A 16,853-nucleotide genomic window follows, 5' to 3' on the forward strand; every position below is an offset into this window, starting at 1 on the left:
GTCGGCGGCCGGTCGGCGGGCGGCCGGTCGGCGGCCGGTTCAGTCGGAGACGACGTACCCCGCGTCCCTCAACTCCCCGACCACCAGCGCGCAGTGCTCCGGCCCCTTGGTCTCCAGGTGCAGGTCCACCTCGACCTCGGTCAGCCCCAGCCGCGGGTCGATCCGCACGTGGGCGACGTCCAGCACGTTGGCGTCCACCCTGGTCAGCACGCCCAGCAGGTCCGCCAGCGAGCCCGGCTTGTCCGCCAGCCGCACCCGCAGCGACAGGTAGCGCCCGGCCGCCGCCAGCCCGTGCCGCAGCACCCGCTGCATCAGCTGCGGGTCGATGTTGCCGCCGGACAGCACCGCGACCACCGGGCCCTCGAAGGACTCCGGCCCCTCCAGGAGCGCCGCGATCGGCGCCGCTCCGGCCGGCTCGACGACCAGCTTCAGCCGCTCCAGACCGAGCAGCAGGGCCCGCGACAGCGCGTCCTCGGAGACGGTGCGGATGCCGTCCGCCAGGGTGTTGACCACCTCGAACGGGATGTCCCCGGGCCGCCCGACCATGATCCCGTCCGCCATCGTGGCGAACCGCTCCAGCGACACCGGCCGCCCGGCCGCCAGCGAGGGCGGGTACGCGGCCGCGCCCGCCGCCTGCACCCCGACCACCCGGACGTCCGGCCGCAGCGGCTTGACCGCCGCGGCGATCCCGGCCAGCAGTCCGCCGCCGCCCACGCCGACCAGGATCGTGCGCACCTCGGGGCACTGCTCCAGGATCTCCAGGCCCACCGTCGCCTGGCCGGTGACCACGTCCCAGTGGTCGAAGGGGTGGATGAACACCGCGCCGGTCGCCTCCGCGTACCGCTGCGCGGCCTGCAGCGCCTCGTCCACGGTCGCCCCGTGCAGCCGCACCTCGGCGCCGTAGTCCCGGGTGGCGGCGACCTTCGGCAGCGGCGCCGCGAGCGGCATGAACACCGTCGAGCGGACCCCGAGCAGCGCGGCCGCCAGCGCCACGCCCTGGGCGTGGTTCCCGGCGCTCGCCGCCACCACCCCGGCGGCCCGCTGCACCGGGGAGAGCCCGGCGATCCGCACGTACGCCCCGCGCAGTTTGAACGAGCCGGTGCGCTGCAGGTTCTCGCACTTCAAGTGGACCGGCGCGCCGACCAGCCCGGACAGGTACCGGCTGCCCTCCATCGGGGTCACCCGGGCGACCCCCGCGAGCATCTTCTGGGCCCCGCGGACGTCGTCGAGGGTGATCGGCCAGGTGTGCATGGCGTCAGCCTAGAGCGGCGGAGGAGTGCGATCCGGGACGCCGGGCCTGTTCCCGGGCCCGCCCGGCCCGCGTACGCTGCTGCTCCTGAGCCTCCCTCACCGCACACCGATCGTGAGCCGCGATGACGACCACCTCGCCCCAGGCCACCGACCGAACCGACCCCCTGCACACCCAACTCCAGTACCAGCTGGCGGTGTTCTCCCGCCGGATGGAGCAGGTCCGGACGTCCGGCGGCGGCGGGACCCTGGACCGGGCCGCCTACCTGCTGCTCGACCGCCTGGAGCGGCACGGGCCGGCGAACGTCAAGGCGCTGGCCGACGCCCTCGGCGTGGACTCCTCGACGGTGACCAGGCAGGTCGCCCCGCTGGTCGCGGCCGGGCTGGTCGGCCGGGTGCAGGACCCGGCCGACCGCCGCGCGGTACGGCTCGCACTGACCCCGGTCGGCTCCGGCCGGCTGGCCGAAGTCCGCGACGGCCGGGCCGAGTTGACCCGCCGCCTGACGGCCGGCTGGCCGCCCGAGGAGCAGCGCGCGTTCTGCACCCTGCTGGCCCGCTTCAACCTCGCGATGGAGTCGTACTCGGCGGACCAGCAGGGGCAGCAACAGGCCTAGCCCAGGGCCTGGGTGAGGTCGGCCAGCAGGTCGTCGATCGACTCGATGCCGACCGAGACGCGCACCAGGTCGGCCGGCACCTCCAGCGGCGAGCCGGCCGCCGAGGCGTGGGTCATCCGGCCCGGGTGCTCGATCAGCGACTCGACGCCGCCCAGCGACTCACCGAGGGTGAACAGCCGCGCGCGGTTGCACACCTCGACGGCCGCCTCCTCGCCGCCGGCGACCCGGAACGACACCATGCCGCCGAAGGCCTTCATCTGCTTGGCGGCGATGTCGTGGCCGGGGTGCTCGGGCAGGCCCGGGTAGAGCACCTGGCTCACCTTGGGGTGGCCGGTCAGCAGCTCGGCGACCTTCTCCGCGTTGGAGCTGTGCCGGTCCATCCGGACACCGAGGGTCTTGATGCCGCGCATGACCAGCCAGGCGTCGAACGGCCCGGAGACGGCGCCCATCGCGTTCTGGTGGTACGCGACCTCCTCGCCGAGGCCCGCCTCGGCGAGCACCAGCGCACCGCCGACCACGTCCGAGTGGCCGCCCATGTACTTGGTGGTGGAGTGCACGACCGCGTCCGCGCCGAGCGAGATCGGCTGCTGCAGGTACGGGCTGGCGAAGGTGTTGTCGACCACCAGCAGCGCGCCGGCGCCGTGCGCGACCTCGGCGAGGCCGGCCAGGTCGGTGATGCCCAGCAGCGGGTTGGACGGGGTCTCCACCCACACCGCGCGGGTGGTGGGGCGCAGCGCGGCACGGACGTCGTCCAGGTTCTGGGTGTTGGCGACGGAGAACTCGACGCCCCAGCGGGTCAGCACCTTGGCGAACAGCCGGAAGGTGCCGCCGTAGGCGTCGTTGGGGATCACGATGTGGTCGCCCGGCTTGAGGATGGTGCGCAGCAGGGTGTCCTCGGCGGCCAGGCCGGAGGCGAAGGCGAGGCCGCGGGCGCCGCCCTCCAGCGCGGCGAGGCACTCCTCCAGCGCGGTACGGGTCGGGTTGGCGCTACGGCTGTACTCGTAGCCGCCCCGCAGGCCGCCCACCCCGTCCTGCTTGTAGGTGGACACCTGGTAGATCGGCGTGACGACGGCCCCGGTCTGGGGGTCTGCTTCCTGACCCGCGTGGATGGCGAGGGTCTCGAAGCCCTGGGGAAGCTGGTGCTCGGTCATGGCTCCGAGCCTAAGCCTTGAACGCCCGTGCGCTCGCTGGAACGGCCGAGTCGGATCCCCGGTGCGCCCGCCCCCGGCGCACCGCTACCATCTCCCCCTGCCGCACACCTGTTCACCAGGCAACAACCGCGCGCCGCCCTGCCGTCGCGCCCCGGGGAGGATCGACCGCATGGGCGCGCCCCAGCGTTCCACCGGCCTGAGCACGTCCGGGCGGGCCGCCACGGCCGTCGCCCTGCTGGCCGGCTTCTACCTGCTCGCCCTCGGCATCATCGGGGGCCTGCTCGCCATCGACGTCTCGCTGTACCAGGCCTCGGACCACATGCGCCCGGCGCTGGTCAAGATCTGGGCGCTGAGCGCCGCGATCGCCTACCCGGTGCTCCGGGTGGTCTTCCTGACCCGCCGTCGCACGGACGACGGCGAGCAGCCCGGCGTGCCGCTCACCCGCGAGCGCCAGCCCGCCCTGTGGGCCCTGGTGGACCGGATCGCCGAGCGGACGGGCGTGCGCGGGCCGGCCGAGATCCGGCTCGTGCCCGAGGTCAACGCGGGCGTCCGGGAGGAGACCAGGATGCTCGGGCTGGTCCCCGGCCCGCGCCACCTGGTCATCGGCGCCCCGCTGCTGATCGGCCTCACCGAGGGCGAGCTGGAGTCCGTCCTGGCCCACGAGTTCGGCCACTACAGCAACCGGGACGTGAAGCTGGCCGCGGTCACCGTCGCCGGCCGCCGCGCCGTCCTGCACACCATCGGCGGGCTGCACCGGCGCGCCGACCAGCACAAGGCCGAGGAGGCCGCCAAGCTCGCCGCCAAGGCCGAGAAGCGGCTGGCCAAGGGCCGCAAGCCGTCCCCGGCGGAGGCCACCGGCGGCGTCGACCGGGCCCTCGCCAAGCTCTTCACCCTCTACGCCAAGCTCTACTTCCGGGTCTCCGAGGCGGTCGGCCGCCGCCAGGAGTACGCCGCCGACCGGGTCGCCGCCCAGCTGGCGGGCCGGGACGCCACCGCCTCGGCGCTGCGCCGGCTGCCGGTGCTGGACTCCGCCCAGGGCTTCTACCTCAGCCGCTACGCCACCATCGGCTGGGACGCCGGTCTGCTCCCGCCGCCCGGCCAGGTCTACGGCGGCCTGCTGCACCTGCTGAGCGACCCGGAGCGGCGCAAGGAGCTCGCCGAGTTCGCGCTCGAACCGCCCGCCGAGCAGCCCGACCCGTACGACTCGCACCCGCCGATCGACCGCCGGATCGCCGCGATCGAGGCGCTGCCCGACGACGGGCGCGGCCCCGGTGCCGCCGGCCCCGCGCTGGCGCTGCTGCACGACGCCGAGCGGGTGCTGGCCGAGCTGGAGGTCGCCTCGCTGGTCCCCGAGGCGGCCGGCAAGCAGCGGCTCGCGTGGCCCGAGCTGGTCCGCGCGGCGATGCTGGCGCACGCCCGCGAAGCGGCCGCCCCGGCGTACGCGGCGCTGACCGCGCTCGGCCTGCCGGCCGGCGTGCACGGCCTGCTCGCCGCGGTCGACGCCGGGCGGGCGTGGGAGTTCACCGACCGGCTGCCGAAGAGCGAGCAGGCCGCCGCGGCCACCGGCCGGGCCGCCCGCGAGTTCGCCCGCCCGGTGCTGCGCGAGGAGCTGGCGCACGCCGCCCTGGTCGCGCTGGCCGAGGCCGGCCTGGCCGGCTGGGAGCTCTCCTGGTCCGGGCCGGCCGAACTCCGGCTGCCGGACGGCTTCGAGGACTCCTTCGACGCGGCCCTCGACGCCGCCTGCCGCGACGAGGCGGACACCGCGCCGCTGCGCGCGCTGCTCACCGCGGCCGGCCTCCCCACGCCCGCCGCCGCGACGGCCTGACCCGAGCGCCCTCGTGGGCCGGGCCCCGCCCGCCACCTGCGAGGACTCCCCGGATACCGTGCCGCTGCGCACGCCGCCCTCCGGCCCGTCCGCCCCCACGACGTCCCCACGTCCTCCCCCGGAAGGTTCCCCCTTGATCGGCATCATCGTGTTCGCCGTCATCGGCCTCGTCCTGCTGTTCCCGGTCGTCATGACCCGGCTGGCCAAGCGCAAGACGGCCCAGGTCGAGCAGGCCAGGGCCACCATCGCGCGGCACCGGGCGCGGCTCGCCGAGGAGGAGCGGGCGAAGAACACCATCGTCCCGGCCGACCACGGGCTGCTGCTCGGCAAGGACCTCGTCGTGTTCGGCGACCCGGGCCCCGAGGAGGCGGCCGCCCTGGACGCCGCCAAGGCCGGCGACTGGCGCCCGATCGCGGCCTACATCCGCGCGGGCGCCACCCACGACGTCCGGGGGCGGCGCCTGTACGGGGCGGCCTCCCTGGCGGCCGAGGACGACACCTGGCTGCGCGCCTGGCGCGCGGAGGACCCGCAGGACCCGACGGCCGCGCTGGTGAACGCGAACGCCCTGGTCTTCCTGGCCTGGAACATCCGCAGCAGCGCCCGGGCCAGCGAGGTCAGCCGGGAGCAGTTCGACGGCTTCCACCGGGTGCTGGCCCAGGCCGAGGATGCCTGCGCGGAGGCGGCCGCCCTCGCCCCCGAGGACCCCAACCCGTGGTCCGCCCGGATCCCCGTCGCGATGGGCCTCGGCTACCCCAACGACCGCTTCCGCGAGCTCTGGGCCGAGCTGACCGCGCGGGACCCCCACAACTGGGGCGCGCACGACCGGGCGCTGCAGTACTGGTGCCAGAAGTGGCGCGGCAGCCACGAGTTGATGCACGGGTTCATCGACGGGGCGATCGCCGCCGCCCCCGCGGGCAGCCTGCTCACGCCGCTCAAGCTGTCGGCCTTCTGGGAGCAGTTCGTCCGGGACGGCAGGAACACCCCCGCCTCGTGGCAGAGCCCCGAGGTCGGCGCCGCCCTGGACGCGACGCTCGCCGACCTGGCCGCCGCCGACCCGGAGAACATCCGCGTCACCTTCACCCGCGGCTGGCTGGCGTACGCCCTGACCAAGGCCGGCCGGCACACCGAGGCGCTCGCCCAGTACCAGGCGCTCGGCCCGGTCATCCCGCCGCCGTTCAACGGCTTCAACGACCCGCGGCAGGCCTTCGTCGACCTGCGGATCGACGCCGTCCGGGGCGCGGTCGCCGCGGCCTCCTGACCGTCACGACCGCAGGGCCCGGCCCGGACGGCCGCTCCCGGAATCCGGGGGCGGCCGTCGGCGTTTCACCCTGAGCCACCTTCCCCGACCCGCTGGAGCAGGCCGTGCTGTTCAACCGCCACAAGACCTCGCTCGTCCCCGCCGACCAGGCGCTCCCCGGCCGGGAGGCGCCCGCCTTCACCCTCACCGAGCCGCACACCGTGCTCGGCCACCCGCTGACCGGCCCGTACCCGGAGGGGCTGGAGGTGGCCGACTTCGGGCTGGGCTGCTTCTGGGGCGCCGAGCGGACGTTCTGGCGGCTGCCCGGCGTCTGGACGACGCTGGTCGGCTACCAGGGCGGCTACACGCCCCACCCGACGTACGAGGAGGTGTGCAGCGGGCTGACCGGGCACACCGAGGCGGTCCGGGTGGTGTTCGACCCGGCGGTGATCCCGTACGAGCGGCTGCTGAAGGCCTTCTGGGAGGCGCACGACCCGACCCAGGGCAACCGCCAGGGCAACGACGTCGGCTCCCAGTACCGGTCCGCGATCTACACCCACTCCCCCGCCCAGGCCGAGGCCGCGGCGGCCACCCGGGACGCCTTCCAGCCCGCCCTGACCACGCTCGGTCACGGCCGGATCACCACCGAGATCGCCCCGGCGGGCCCGTTCTACCCGGCCGAGCCGTACCACCAGCAGTACCTCTCCGACGCCAAGAACCCGGGCGGCTACTGCGGCCTGGGCGGTACGGGCGCCTCCTGCCCGATCGGCGTGGCCCGCACCGAGGGCTGAGCCGGCCGGACCGGGGGTCGGCCACCCAAGGTGAGCGATCCCCGGTCCGGGCGCAGACTGGAAGGGCCAGCAGGGCGAGCCGCGGCCGCCCGTCGGTGGCCGCGCCGCCTCGTGGAGAGGAGTGCGCCATGTCCGGTCTCTACCAGCGGAACTTCGACGATCCCGAGGAGGTCCGTCCGTTCGAGGACGGCAAGGGGGAGCTGCGGCTGGTCAACCTGGACGGCGGCCCGGTGGGCCGGGCCGTGTTCGAGCCGGGGTGGCAGTGGTCGAAGCACATCAAGCCGATCGCCAAGACCGACAGCTGCCAGGCCGCCCACGCGGGATACGTGGTGTCCGGCCGGATGAAGGTCGTCATGGACGACGGCGAGAACGCCGAGTACGGCCCCGGCGACTTCATGATCTGCCCGCCCGGGCACGACGCCTGGGTCCTCGGCGACGACGCCTGCGTGATCGTCGACTGGCAGGGCTTCGCCGACTACGCGAAGCGCTGACCCGTCACACGGCGCTGCCGGCCTTCCAGTCGGCCCAGCCGAGGTTCCAGCCGTTCAGCCCGTTGTCCGGCGCGACGGTCTTGTCCCCGGAGTTCACCACCTCGACCACGTCGCCGATCATCGAGGACTTGTAGAACTTGTAGCCGTCCGTGCCGCTGTCCTGCGCGCCCTTGGCGTCCTGCAGCCCGACGCAGCCGTGGCTGGTGTTCTGGCCGCCGAAGATCGACGGCGAGGACCAGTAGTTGCCGTGGATGAAGGTGCCCGAGGTGGTGAGCCGCTGGGCGTGCGGGACGTCGGCGATGTCGTACTCGCTGCCGAGGTTCACGGTCTGCGAGTTCATCCGGGTCTGGGTGTACTGCTCGGAGATGACCATCTTGCCGCCCCAGGTCGTGTGGTCGGGCGCGCCGCCGGAGATCTTGTAGACGGCGCTGACCTGGCCGTCCGTGGTGACGGTGAGCTTCTTGGCGGCGAGGTCGGCGACGCTGGTCTGGGCGCGGCCGATGGTGAAGGAGACGTCCTTGGACTGCGTGCCGTAGACGCCCTTGGCGCCCTCGACGTCCTTGAGCCGCAGCTTGAGGGTGACCTTGGTGCCCTTGGCCCAGTACTGCTGCGGCCGGAAGTCGAGCCGGGTGCTGGAGAACCAGTGCCCGACGATCTCGACGCCCGGCTCGGCGGTCACGGTGATCGCCTGCTGGACGGCCTTCCGGTCGCTGATCGGCTTGCTGAAGTTGATCGACACGGGCATGCCGACGCCGACCGTCGAGCCGTCCTCGGGGGTGAAGTACCCGACGAAGGTGTTGGCCGGCGTCGCCGTGGTGAAGACGGCGTTGGCGTCCGCCTCCAGCTTGTCCTTGTCCAGGGCCGTGGCCGCGACGGTGTACTTGGTGCCGCTGGCCGGGGCGGTGGCGGAGGTCCAGCCGGTGCCGTCCGCGGAGAGCTGCCCGGCCAGCTCCTTGCCGGTGGAGTCGGTGACCTTGACGGTGCCCAGGGTGCCGCCGGTGACGGTGACCTTGACGGGCTCGCTGAAGCTGGCGCCGGTGGCGCCGTCCGCGGGGGTCACGGTGATGACGGCGGCCGAGGTCCGCGGCGCGCCGCTGCCGCCCGGGCCGGGGGTGCCGCTCGCGCCGCCGGAGCCGGAGCCGCCGCTCCCGCTGTCGGCGTTGTCGTTGCAGGCCGCCAGCAGCAGTACGGGCGCGGCCACCAGGCCCGCGAGCACTCCGCGCCGGCTCCAGCTGCCTCCGGCCGTCCGCTGCCCACCGTCCCGTGCCGTCACGTCGCGTCTCCCTGCTGATCATCCGGGCATTACGGATACAGAAACGCAATACGCCCGTTCACGGTTCCACCACCGAAGGGTAAGCGATCGTATGAGATGACCCAACTTCCCACCGAAGAGGGACAAAACGCCCGGCCTGCGTCGAACAGGCCGGGCGTTCACGAGCGGTGGGGAGGAGTGGCCGCTACTCGGCGGACTCCTCCACGGCGTACTCGTCCCACTCCTCGTTGTCGGGGTCGAACTCGGTCTGCGCCGACTCCCAGGTCGCCGAGGCGAGTTCGACGCCCGGGACGTCCCCGAGCAGCGCGACGGGGTCGATGAAGTGGGCGAGCGAGCCGGACGGGTCCACCTCGATGGCCTCGACGGACTGCGCCCGCTCGTCGTCGTCGAGGTACTCGTCCTCGACGACCTGCTGCAGCGCGGCCGCCTTGAGCGCGCCCTCGTCGGTGATCTCCGCGATGAGCTCGATCTTGACCCGGACGTAGCGCGGGGCGTCCTGGTCGGTCGTTTCAGTGCTGGTCATGCGTGCGAGGGTACGGGAAGGGCCGGCCCCTCGGAGAAGGACCGGCCCTGCCGTCTCCCCGCCGGCTCCCCCACCCGGGAGCCGCGGAGACGCGCCGTACGGCGCGTTGGTGGCCGCGGGAGCCACCGCACCCTGTCGGGCCGGTCGGAACCGGCGCAGGGTCGGGACGACGGCGCCTCCCGCGGAGGCGGGCACAGCGTGCGGGTCAGGCCGCCCGGTGCGCCCGGAGTCGACCACGTCCGCCGGGGAGCCGCTCCCGGACGGTCGCCGCCGCCTCGCCCGGCGTCTCGCCGTCGACCACTACGATGCCGGAGCCGTGTTAACTCCCTGCTGCGGTCACGTGACGCCGGTGTACCACTTCACCCGTGGACGAAGTCCGTCGGGTTTCCACCGGCCCCTACGCGGCGCGGCCCGCGCGGCCCGTCCGCGGCGGCGGTCAGTGCGCGGCGCGGCCGGTCAGGTAGCCGAGCAGGTCCTGGCGGGTGACGATGCCCTGCGGCTTGCCCTCCACCAGCACGACGGCCGCGTCGGCCTTCTCCAGCACGGTCATCAGGTTGGTCACCGTCTCGCCGGAGCCGACCACGGGCAGCGGCTTGGACATCACCTTGTCCAGCGTGTCGGTCAGCTCGATCTCCTTCGCGAAGATGCCCTCCAGCAGCAGCTTCTCGACGACCGAGCCGATCACCTCGCCGGCCATGATGTCCGGGTGCCCGGCGCCCGGCGAGACCACCGGCATCTGCGAGACGCCGTACTCGCGCAGCACCCGGACCGCCTCGGCGACGGTCTCGTTCGGGTGCATGTGGACGAACTGCGGGACGCCGCCCTGCTCGATGGTCTCCTTGCGGGCCAGCACCTCGCCGATGTGCGCCTCGTCGGTGGCGGAGGGCAGGAAGCCGTAGTCGGCCATCCAGTCGTCGTTGAAGATCTTCGACAGGTAGCCGCGGCCGCCGTCCGGCAGCAGCACCACGACGACGTCGTCCGGCCCGAGCTCCTTCGCCACCTCCAGCGCGGCCACCACGGCCATGCCGCAGGAGCCGCCGACCAGCAGGCCCTCCTCCTTGGCCAGGCGGCGGGTCATCTGGAACGAGTCCTTGTCGGAGACGGCGACGATCCCGTCCGCGACGCCGCGGTCGTAGGCGGTCGGCCAGAAGTCCTCACCGACGCCCTCGACCAGGTACGGCCGGCCGGTGCCGCCCGAGTACACCGAGCCCTCCGGGTCGGCGCCGATCACCTTGACCTTGCCGCCGGAGACCTCCTTCAGGTAGTTGCCGGTGCCGGAGATGGTGCCGCCGGTGCCGACGCCCGCCACGAAGTGGGTGATCCGCCCCTCGGTCTGCTCCCACAGCTCCGGGCCGGTGGAGTGGTAGTGCGAGGCCGGGTTGTCCGGGTTGGAGTACTGGTCCGGCTTCCAGGCGTTCGGGGTCTCCCGGACGAGTCGGTCGGAGACGTTGTAGTACGAGTCCGGGTGCTCCGGGGCGACGGCGGTCGGACAGACGACCACCTCGGCGCCGTACGCGCGCAGGGTGTTGATCTTGTCCGTGGACACCTTGTCCGGGCAGACGAAGATGCACTTGTAGCCCTTCTGCTGGGCCACGATCGCCAGGCCGACGCCGGTGTTGCCGGAGGTCGGCTCCACGATCGTGCCGCCCGGCTTGAGGGCGCCCGAGGCCTCGGCGGCCTCGATCATGCGCATCGCGATGCGGTCCTTCACCGAGCCGCCGGGGTTGAAGTACTCGACCTTCGCCAGCACGGTCGCGCTGATGCCCTCGGTGACCTTGTTCAGCTTGACCAGCGGCGTGTTGCCGACCAGGTCGATGATCGAGTTGTGGTACCGCACGGAGGGTCCTCCCGTTGTGTGGGCATGCAGAGGTGCATTCGGTACTGCAAAGCCTAGGCCGTGGCGCGCACCCCGGCCCGCCCTTCCCGTCCCGTCCGTCCGCAACCGCCCGTCGCGGCCCCGCACCCCCCAATGGCCCAACGCCGCCGGTACTCCCGTCCCCCGCGCGGGTAAGAGGGGTGTGCAGCACTGCCGCGGCCCCCGAGGGGGCGGCACGAGGACGCGAAGGGGGCACCGCATGGCAGGGGCACACGACTCGCGGGCCCGGGTGGCCCGCCGGATCGCCACCGCGGCGGCCTACGGCGGCGGCGGGCTCGGCCTGCTGGGCGTGGGCCTGGTGGGCCTGCTGGTGACCGAGAGCAAGCTCGCCGTCCAGGCCATCGGCAACCTGGAGAACCCGCCCAGGGCGGACGGCGTCTACGGCGAGGCCTTCGCCGCCGACGACGCCGCCCCGCAGCGGCCGCTGGTGCTGGCCGTCCTCGGCGACTCCACGGGCGCCGGCCTCGGCGTGCTGCGCTCCCGCGAGACCCCGGGCGCGCTGCTGGCCGCCGGGCTGGCCTCGGTGGCCGAGCGCCCGGTCCGGCTGGTCAACGCGGCCCGGTCCGGCGGCCGCTCCGCCGACCTCTCCGGCCAGCTGGAGCAGGCCCTGCGGCAGCACCCCGACATCGCGGTGATCATGGTCGGCGCCAACGACGTGACCCGGCACAGCCCGGCCCAGCTGGCCGTCCGCCAGCTCGGCGAGGCGGTCGCCGCCCTGCGCGCCAACGGCTGCGAGGTGGTGGTCGGCACCTGCCCCGACCTCGGGACGATCAAGCCGGTGCGCCCGCCGCTGCGCTGGGTGGCCCGCCGGCTGAGCCGGCAGCTGGCCGCCGCGCAGACCATCGCGGTGGTCGAGGCCGGCGGGCGCACCGTCTCGCTCGGCTCGCTGCTGGGCCCGGAGTTCGCCGCCCGCCCGGAGATGTTCGCCGCCGACCGCTACCACCCGTCCGCCCAGGGCTACGCGACCGCCGCGATGGCCGTGCTGCCCTCGGTCTGCGCCGCGCTCGGCCTGTGGCCGGAGGAGGAGCACCCGACCGCGCCCGTCCCCGGCGACGCGGTGCTGCCCGTGGCGGTGGCCGCCGCCGCCGCGGCCGGGCGCTCGGGCACCGAGGTGGCCGCCGTGGACCCGGAGGGCGCGGGCCGGCGCTGGGCGCTGCTGCGCCACCGGCTGCGGATCGGCCTGCCCGGTGCCGGTCTGCCCGACCCGGAGGCCGGGAAGGCTGCAGGTGCGGGGCCCGGGAGCACGTCGGCCAGCTCACACGCCGGTACGGGTGACGCCTGATCTACCAGGCGGTAACTTTCCTCCCGGACGCCAGTCCGCCGTCACCCAGCGAGGAGCCCGCCATGCCCGAAGCCGTCATCGTCAGCGCCGCCCGTTCGCCGATCGGCCGGGCGTTCAAGGGCTCCCTCAAGGACGTCCGCCCGGACGACCTGACCGCCCACATCATCCAGGCCGCGCTCGCCAAGGTCCCGCAGCTGGACCCGCGCGAGATCGACGACCTGATGCTCGGCTGCGGCCTGCCCGGCGGCGAGCAGGGCCACAACCTGGCCCGCATCGTGGCCGTCCAGATGGGCATGGACTACCTGCCCGGCACCACCATCACCCGCTACTGCTCCTCCTCGCTGCAGACGACGCGGATGGCGCTGCACGCGATCAAGGCCGGCGAGGGCGACGTCTTCGTCTCGGCCGGCGTGGAGACCGTCTCGCGCAGCGTCAAGGGCACCTCGGACGGCCTTCCGGGCACCCAGAACCCGCTCTTCGACGAGGCCGTCGCCCGCACCGCCAAGCGCGCCGAGGAGGGCGGCGGCGAGTGGCACGACCCGCGCGAGGACGGCCTGCTGCCGGACGCCTACATCGCGATGGGCCAGACCGCCGAGAACCTGGCCGCGCTCAAGGGCATCACCCGCGCCGACCAGGACGAGTTCGGCGTCCGCTCGCAGAACCTCGCCGAGGCCGCCATCAAGGCCGGCTTCTGGGAGCGCGAGATCACCCCGGTGACGCTCCCGGACGGCACCGTGGTGAGCACGGACGACGGCCCGCGCGCCGGCGTCACCCTGGAGGGCGTCTCCGGCCTGAAGCCGGTGTTCCGCCCGGACGGCACCGTGACGGCCGGTAACTGCTGCCCGCTGAACGACGGCGCGGCCGCGCTGGTCATCATGTCCGACACCAAGGCCCGCGAGCTGGGCATCACCCCGCTCGCCCGGGTGGTCTCCACCGGCGTCAGCGCGCTCTCCCCCGAGATCATGGGCTACGGCCCGGTCGAGGCCTCCAAGCAGGCGCTCAAGCGGGCCGGCCTGACCATCGGCGACATCGACCTGGTCGAGATCAACGAGGCCTTCGCCGCCCAGGTGATCCCCTCCTACCGCGACCTCGGCATCGACCTGGACCGGCTGAACGTCAACGGCGGCGCCATCGCGGTCGGCCACCCCTTCGGCATGACCGGTGCCCGGATCACCACCACCCTGATCAACTCCCTGCAGTGGCACGACAAGCAGTTCGGTCTGGAGACCATGTGCGTCGGCGGCGGCCAGGGCATGGCGATGGTCATCGAGCGCCTCAGCTGACCCTCCCGCGCCCCTCCGAAGGGTCTGGACCACCCATTTGGAGTGACGCACGGTAATTGAGGGCCGGATCACACCGCGAGGTCGATCCGGCCCTCTTTCCGTTCGTTTTCGGCTCGGAAATCGACACTGCGGAGCGGATCAACTGCACTGCGTAGAACGGGACTACCTAACAATTCGGGGACAAGAGCGAAAGTCCCGGACAAATTAGACATTCGCCACTGCGGTAACACCCCCGGATGCGGCAGTGTGGAGACGTAACCCCGTTCCGCTCCTCGCTAGGAGTACGTTCCGTGAGCGCCGTCTACACCGTCCTGCTGCTGATCCTGATCGCCGTGTCGACCGCCGTGCTGCTCCGCCTCCGGGGAATCTCCCGCCGGCTGGACGCGCAGGCCGCGGCCCCGGCCGTGCCCGCCCCGGTGGACGAGGCCGCGATACGCCGGGCCGTCACCGAGGCGCTGGCCGCCGACCGCGAGCGGGAGATCACCGAGGCCCGGGCCTTCTGGGCCGAGCAGGAGGCCCGCGCGGCCGAGGACGCGCCGCTCTTCGACTCCCCGTTCACCGGCGCCTTCTCCAGCACCGACGAGTGGCCGCTCTTCTTCCCCCGCCCCATCGGCCCGCAGGACGCCGCCGACAACGCCGGGACGATGGACCCGGAGTTCGGCGAGGCGCTGCGCTCCGCGCTGGAAGACCTGATCAACGACGACGGCACCGGCGTCGAGCCCGGCCCCGAGGGCGGCGCGCCGCTGCGCCCCGGCCACCCGGCCGGCGAGACCGCCAAGGACGCCGCCCGGGCCCGCCGCGAGGCCGACCTGCTGGCCACCGGCCTGGAGGCCGGGCTGCTGGACACCGACCCGGCCGTCGAGGACGCCCCGGTCGCCGCGCCCGACCCGCGCCGCCACCCCTCGCACCCCGACTTCGTGCCGAGCCAGGCGCCGTCCCGCGAGTGGACCGACACCCGGCTGGCCACCCTCGCCGAGGAGGCCGTCGCCCTGGTCGACGTCCGCCCGGGCCCGCTCGGCACCCTCGACGTGTACGCCTTCGAGGACGGCACCACCCTGTGCGTCGCCCCCGGCGACCGGGAGGCCGCCTACCGGCTGATCGACGCCGTCCGCGCCGGTGAGCACGTCCGGCTGCTCGGCGGCTCGCGCTTCTCCGGCTCGTACTCGCTGACCTTCTCCACCGACGACGAGGCCGTCTACGTGCTCGCCGACCGGGTGGTCGCCAGCATCTGACGCGAGGTCACCAGCAGCACGCAACGAAGGCCGGCCGGATCACGGGCCGGCCTTCCTCATGCGCAGAGCGCCGCCGTCTCCCGCACCGCCGCCAGCGCCCCGGCCAGCACCGCCTCGTCACCCTCCGGCAGCGCGGTCAGGGCGGCCGCCAGATCGTGCCCGGCGACGGCCAGTTGGTCCCCCACCGCGAAGACCCCGGCGTCCGGGACCTCCCGCTCCGGCTCGCCCTCCGCCGCCAGCGCGAGCCCGGCCAGCCGCCGGGCCAGCGCCAACCCGGCCGCCGCCCGCGAGGCGTGCCCGGGCACCGCGCCCAGCAGCTTGCTCTGCGGCAGCGAGCGGAACCGGTCCGCCAGCGCTTCGACGGCTTCGACCAGGGGCTGTACGTCCATGAGGAAGAGCCTAGACGCCGCCGGAACGCCGCCGGGCCCCGGAGCGGCTGCTCCGGGGCCCGGCTGGGCAGTGCTACGGGATGCGCTTAGTCGTCGCCGCGCAGCGAGGCGATCAGGCGCAGCATCTCGATGTAGATCCAGACCAGCGACAGGGTGAGCCCGAAGGCCGCCCGCCAGGACTCCTCCTGCCGGGCGCCGCGGGCGATGGCCTGCTCGATCTCGGTGAAGTCCATCGCCAGGAAGAAGGCGCCGAGGCCGATGCCGACCAGGCCGATGCCGACGCCCAGCGGGCCGCCCCAGGTGTTGAGGCCGCCGCCGAACGCCCACGCGAGGCAGTTGACCAGCAGCAGGACCGAGAAGGCCAGGCCGATCGCCACACCGATCCGGGCGGCCTTCGCGCCGACCCGGAACTTGCCGCTCTTGAAGGCGAACAGCATCGCGCCGAAGACCAGCGCCGTGCCCAGCACCGCCTGGATCGCGATGCCCTTGTACAGGGTGTTGAGGAAGTGCGTGATCGCACCGAGCGCGAAGCCCTCGAACGCCGCGTAGGCCAGGATCAGCCCGGGGCTGATCTTCTCCTTGAACTGGACGACCAGGCCGATGACCATGGCGACCAGCGAGGCGCCGACCGCGAAGCCGAAGTTCTTGAACGGCAGCGTGAACCAGGACACCGCGCCGGCGGCGACCACGGTCAGCAGGCAGATGGCGGTGCGGGCGACCACGTCGTCGAGCGTCATCCGCCCGGTGGCCGCGGGGCCGGCCGACTGGCCGTTGTACATCACGTACAGCTGCTCGTCGGTCAGCGGCGGCTGACCCGGCGCCGGCTGCGCGTACTGCGTCCCCGCGTAGGGGTTCTGGCCGTACGGGGCACCGGCGTTGGCGCCGTACTGGGCCTGGCCGTTCGGGCCGAATCCCGCGTAACCGGAGTCGCGGGTGAAGGACCCCTCCCGCGAGAAGACCGGGTTGCTGCTTCTCATTGCTCATTCCCTCCGTGGCAGCACTGCGCCGCCCGCACACCAGGGTAATGGCAAGGCAAAAATTTCGGGATACGTCGCGAGGAGGATCCGGTGAACGACGCCCGGCGGGGACGCCGGCGGCGCCCCCGCCCGGCGAGCGGTGCCCGGAGCCGGACTCGAACCGGCACGGCCTCACGGCCAAGCAGTTTTAAGCTGCCCGTGTCTGCGTTCCACCATCCGGGCGTCCTGCGAACCACCCCTGAGCCTAGTCGCCCGGATCGCCCTTTCGCATGTTCCCAGCCAGGGAAGTTGTCATGTTTCCTTGCGATCTGACGAATAGTCCGCAATTCGGCCACGAAGGGCGCCGGTTCAGGCCATCGCGCCGCTCTCAGGGATGACGTCATACCGGAGGAGGAGGGACCGGTCCCCGCGTACGCCCAGCGGTGGTGGGCCCAACCGTCCGGCGGAGCGACGAAGGACCATGATCGCCCGACGGACCATGGAGGGGACGATTCCCACCGCCCCGACCCCGCCCCGTGATCCGCCCACAGCGAGGAGCCCTCCCGTGACCACGTCGACCGCAACCGCCGTCCGCACCGGCCGGGCGGCTGCCCGCGCCACCGGCCTGAACAAGGTCTACGGGGAGGGCGAGACCAGGGTCGTCGCCCTGGACGACGTCAGC

The 16,853-nt window shown here is 73.5% G+C and carries 15 protein-coding genes, 1 tRNA gene and 1 pseudogene; 9 read left to right on the plus strand and 8 right to left on the minus strand.

Annotation, left to right across the window (positions count from 1 at the left end; genetic code table 11):
* Window positions 1-39: 39 nt before the first annotated feature.
* Window positions 40-1,251, minus strand: coding sequence for a threonine ammonia-lyase (gene ilvA / locus VM95_RS30955; RefSeq protein ID WP_045703057.1), 1,212 nt, complete (start codon window positions 1,249-1,251; stop codon window positions 40-42).
* A gap of 122 nt (window positions 1,252-1,373) precedes the next feature.
* Here ilvA and VM95_RS30960 point away from each other — a divergent pair, with 122 nt between their 5' ends.
* Window positions 1,374-1,862: a MarR family winged helix-turn-helix transcriptional regulator gene (locus tag VM95_RS30960; protein ID WP_045703059.1), complete on the plus strand. Its 489-nt coding sequence runs from the start codon at window positions 1,374-1,376 to the stop codon at window positions 1,860-1,862.
* Here the strand turns inward: VM95_RS30960 and VM95_RS30965 are convergent.
* Window positions 1,859-3,013 carry a cystathionine gamma-synthase gene (locus VM95_RS30965; protein ID WP_045703061.1) on the minus strand — a complete coding sequence of 385 codons (1,155 nt, stop codon included), beginning with the start codon at window positions 3,011-3,013 and terminating at the stop codon, window positions 1,859-1,861. The two genes, VM95_RS30960 and VM95_RS30965, sit on opposite strands and share 4 nt — an antisense overlap.
* Window positions 3,014-3,182: 169 nt before the next feature.
* On the opposite strand from VM95_RS30965, the gene VM95_RS30970 reads away from it, so the two are divergent.
* The 4 genes from VM95_RS30970 (at window position 3,183) to VM95_RS30985 (ending at window position 7,357) form a co-directional block, all read left to right on the plus strand.
* On the plus strand, window positions 3,183-4,838 hold the full coding sequence (locus VM95_RS30970; RefSeq protein ID WP_045703064.1) for a M48 family metalloprotease: 1,656 nt from the start codon (window positions 3,183-3,185) through the stop codon (window positions 4,836-4,838).
* Between the two features lie 133 nt (window positions 4,839-4,971).
* The gene (locus VM95_RS30975; RefSeq protein ID WP_052707682.1) at window positions 4,972-6,096 is read left to right on the plus strand and encodes a hypothetical protein; all 1,125 of its coding nucleotides are present in this window, start codon (window positions 4,972-4,974) and stop codon (window positions 6,094-6,096) included.
* Between the two features lie 104 nt (window positions 6,097-6,200).
* On the plus strand, window positions 6,201-6,866 hold the full coding sequence (msrA, locus tag VM95_RS30980) for a peptide-methionine (S)-S-oxide reductase MsrA (RefSeq protein ID WP_045703066.1): 666 nt from the start codon (window positions 6,201-6,203) through the stop codon (window positions 6,864-6,866).
* 128 nt (window positions 6,867-6,994) lie between these two features.
* Window positions 6,995-7,357, plus strand: a complete 363-nt coding sequence (locus tag VM95_RS30985) for a cupin domain-containing protein (protein WP_045703068.1) — start codon at window positions 6,995-6,997, stop codon at window positions 7,355-7,357.
* Between the two features lie 4 nt (window positions 7,358-7,361).
* On the opposite strand, the gene VM95_RS30990 is transcribed toward VM95_RS30985, so the two are convergent.
* From VM95_RS30990 to VM95_RS31000, 3 genes are all read right to left on the minus strand, one after another.
* Window positions 7,362-8,630 (minus strand): L,D-transpeptidase, encoded by a 1,269-nt coding sequence (locus tag VM95_RS30990; RefSeq protein ID WP_045703070.1) that lies wholly within the window; start codon window positions 8,628-8,630, stop codon window positions 7,362-7,364.
* A 184-nt stretch (window positions 8,631-8,814) separates the two neighbouring features.
* Window positions 8,815-9,153, minus strand: coding sequence for a hypothetical protein (locus tag VM95_RS30995; RefSeq protein WP_045703072.1), 339 nt, complete (start codon window positions 9,151-9,153; stop codon window positions 8,815-8,817).
* A gap of 436 nt (window positions 9,154-9,589) precedes the next feature.
* A complete protein-coding gene (locus tag VM95_RS31000) occupies window positions 9,590-10,990 on the minus strand; it encodes a cystathionine beta-synthase (RefSeq protein WP_045703074.1) in 1,401 nt (466 codons plus the stop codon).
* Window positions 10,991-11,228: 238 nt separating this feature from the next.
* Here VM95_RS31000 and VM95_RS31005 point away from each other — a divergent pair, with 238 nt between their 5' ends.
* The 3 genes from VM95_RS31005 to VM95_RS31015 all read left to right on the plus strand — a co-directional run bounded on the left by VM95_RS31005 (window position 11,229) and on the right by VM95_RS31015 (window position 14,826).
* Window positions 11,229-12,311, plus strand: coding sequence for an SGNH/GDSL hydrolase family protein (locus VM95_RS31005; RefSeq protein ID WP_045703076.1), 1,083 nt, complete (start codon window positions 11,229-11,231; stop codon window positions 12,309-12,311).
* A 62-nt stretch (window positions 12,312-12,373) separates the two neighbouring features.
* Window positions 12,374-13,594: an acetyl-CoA C-acetyltransferase gene (locus VM95_RS31010; protein WP_045703078.1), complete on the plus strand. Its 1,221-nt coding sequence runs from the start codon at window positions 12,374-12,376 to the stop codon at window positions 13,592-13,594.
* Between the two features lie 290 nt (window positions 13,595-13,884).
* On the plus strand, window positions 13,885-14,826 hold the full coding sequence (locus VM95_RS31015; protein ID WP_052706666.1) for a hypothetical protein: 942 nt from the start codon (window positions 13,885-13,887) through the stop codon (window positions 14,824-14,826).
* A gap of 56 nt (window positions 14,827-14,882) precedes the next feature.
* Here the strand turns inward: VM95_RS31015 and VM95_RS31020 are convergent, their stop codons facing one another.
* The 3 genes from VM95_RS31020 to VM95_RS31030 form a co-directional block, all read right to left on the minus strand.
* Window positions 14,883-15,215 carry a hypothetical protein gene (locus tag VM95_RS31020; RefSeq protein ID WP_045703083.1) on the minus strand — a complete coding sequence of 111 codons (333 nt, stop codon included), beginning with the start codon at window positions 15,213-15,215 and terminating at the stop codon, window positions 14,883-14,885.
* Between the two features lie 86 nt (window positions 15,216-15,301).
* The gene (locus VM95_RS31025) at window positions 15,302-16,192 is read right to left on the minus strand and encodes a Bax inhibitor-1/YccA family protein (protein ID WP_045703085.1); all 891 of its coding nucleotides are present in this window, start codon (window positions 16,190-16,192) and stop codon (window positions 15,302-15,304) included.
* Between the two features lie 140 nt (window positions 16,193-16,332).
* Window positions 16,333-16,414, minus strand: a tRNA-Leu gene (locus VM95_RS31030).
* 256 nt (window positions 16,415-16,670) lie between these two features.
* On the opposite strand from VM95_RS31030, the pseudogene VM95_RS44775 reads away from it, so the two are divergent.
* Window positions 16,671-16,853: pseudogene (locus VM95_RS44775) on the plus strand (ABC transporter ATP-binding protein); the annotation flags it as partial.

This window comes from Streptomyces rubellomurinus, from assembly GCF_000961885.1.
Taxonomy (GTDB): domain Bacteria; phylum Actinomycetota; class Actinomycetes; order Streptomycetales; family Streptomycetaceae; genus Kitasatospora; species Kitasatospora rubellomurina.

What these genes read in the sequence shown, in the direction of transcription:
- VM95_RS30985 (WP_045703068.1), top strand. Translation starts at nt 6,995, where the DNA reads ATGTCCGGTCTCTACCAGCGGAACTTCGACGATCCCGAGGAGGTCCGT.
- VM95_RS31005 (WP_045703076.1), top strand. Translation starts at nt 11,229, where the DNA reads ATGGCAGGGGCACACGACTCGCGGGCCCGGGTGGCCCGCCGGATCGCC.
- VM95_RS30970 (WP_045703064.1), top strand. Translation starts at nt 3,183, where the DNA reads ATGGGCGCGCCCCAGCGTTCCACCGGCCTGAGCACGTCCGGGCGGGCC.
- VM95_RS30960 (WP_045703059.1), top strand. Translation starts at nt 1,374, where the DNA reads ATGACGACCACCTCGCCCCAGGCCACCGACCGAACCGACCCCCTGCAC.
- VM95_RS31025 (WP_045703085.1), bottom strand. Translation starts at nt 16,192, where the DNA reads ATGAGAAGCAGCAACCCGGTCTTCTCGCGGGAGGGGTCCTTCACCCGC.
- VM95_RS31020 (WP_045703083.1), bottom strand. Translation starts at nt 15,215, where the DNA reads ATGGACGTACAGCCCCTGGTCGAAGCCGTCGAAGCGCTGGCGGACCGG.
- VM95_RS30965 (WP_045703061.1), bottom strand. Translation starts at nt 3,013, where the DNA reads ATGACCGAGCACCAGCTTCCCCAGGGCTTCGAGACCCTCGCCATCCAC.
- VM95_RS31010 (WP_045703078.1), top strand. Translation starts at nt 12,374, where the DNA reads ATGCCCGAAGCCGTCATCGTCAGCGCCGCCCGTTCGCCGATCGGCCGG.
- VM95_RS30995 (WP_045703072.1), bottom strand. Translation starts at nt 9,153, where the DNA reads ATGACCAGCACTGAAACGACCGACCAGGACGCCCCGCGCTACGTCCGG.
- ilvA (WP_045703057.1), bottom strand. Translation starts at nt 1,251, where the DNA reads ATGCACACCTGGCCGATCACCCTCGACGACGTCCGCGGGGCCCAGAAG.